The organism is Companilactobacillus huachuanensis (assembly GCF_005404815.1).
Lineage (GTDB): Bacteria > Bacillota > Bacilli > Lactobacillales > Lactobacillaceae > Companilactobacillus > Companilactobacillus huachuanensis.
On sequence record NZ_BJDF01000058.1, the window covers coordinates 1 to 494 of the forward strand.

A 494-nucleotide genomic window follows, 5' to 3' on the forward strand; every position below is an offset into this window, starting at 1 on the left:
GAGGAGCGAGATCTACAGTCTTTCCCTACGCGGCGCTCTGCGGAGCTTGCTCCCCACGCTTTCGCACCTGAGCGTCAGTCTTCGTCCAGGGGGCCGCCTTCGCCACCGGTATTCCTCCAGATCTCTACGCATTTCACCGCTACACCTGGAATTCTACCCCCCTCTACGAGACTCAAGCTTGCCAGTATCAGATGCAGTTCCCAGGTTGAGCCCGGGGATTTCACATCTGACTTAACAAACCGCCTGCGTGCGCTTTACGCCCAGTAATTCCGATTAACGCTTGCACCCTCCGTATTACCGCGGCTGCTGGCACGGAGTTAGCCGGTGCTTCTTCTGCGGGTAACGTCAATGAGCAAAGGTATTAACTTTACTCCCTTCATCCCCGCTGAAAGTACTTTACAACCCGAAGGCCTTCTTCATACACGCGGCATGGCTGCATCAGGCTTGCGCCCATTGTGCAATATTCCCCACTGCTGCCTCCCGTAGGAGTCTGG

1 rRNA gene is annotated in these 494 nt (G+C 56.1%); it reads right to left on the reverse strand.

Annotated elements, in window-relative coordinates:
• A 16S ribosomal RNA gene (locus FFM71_RS13310) occupies positions 1–494 on the reverse strand; the annotation flags it as partial.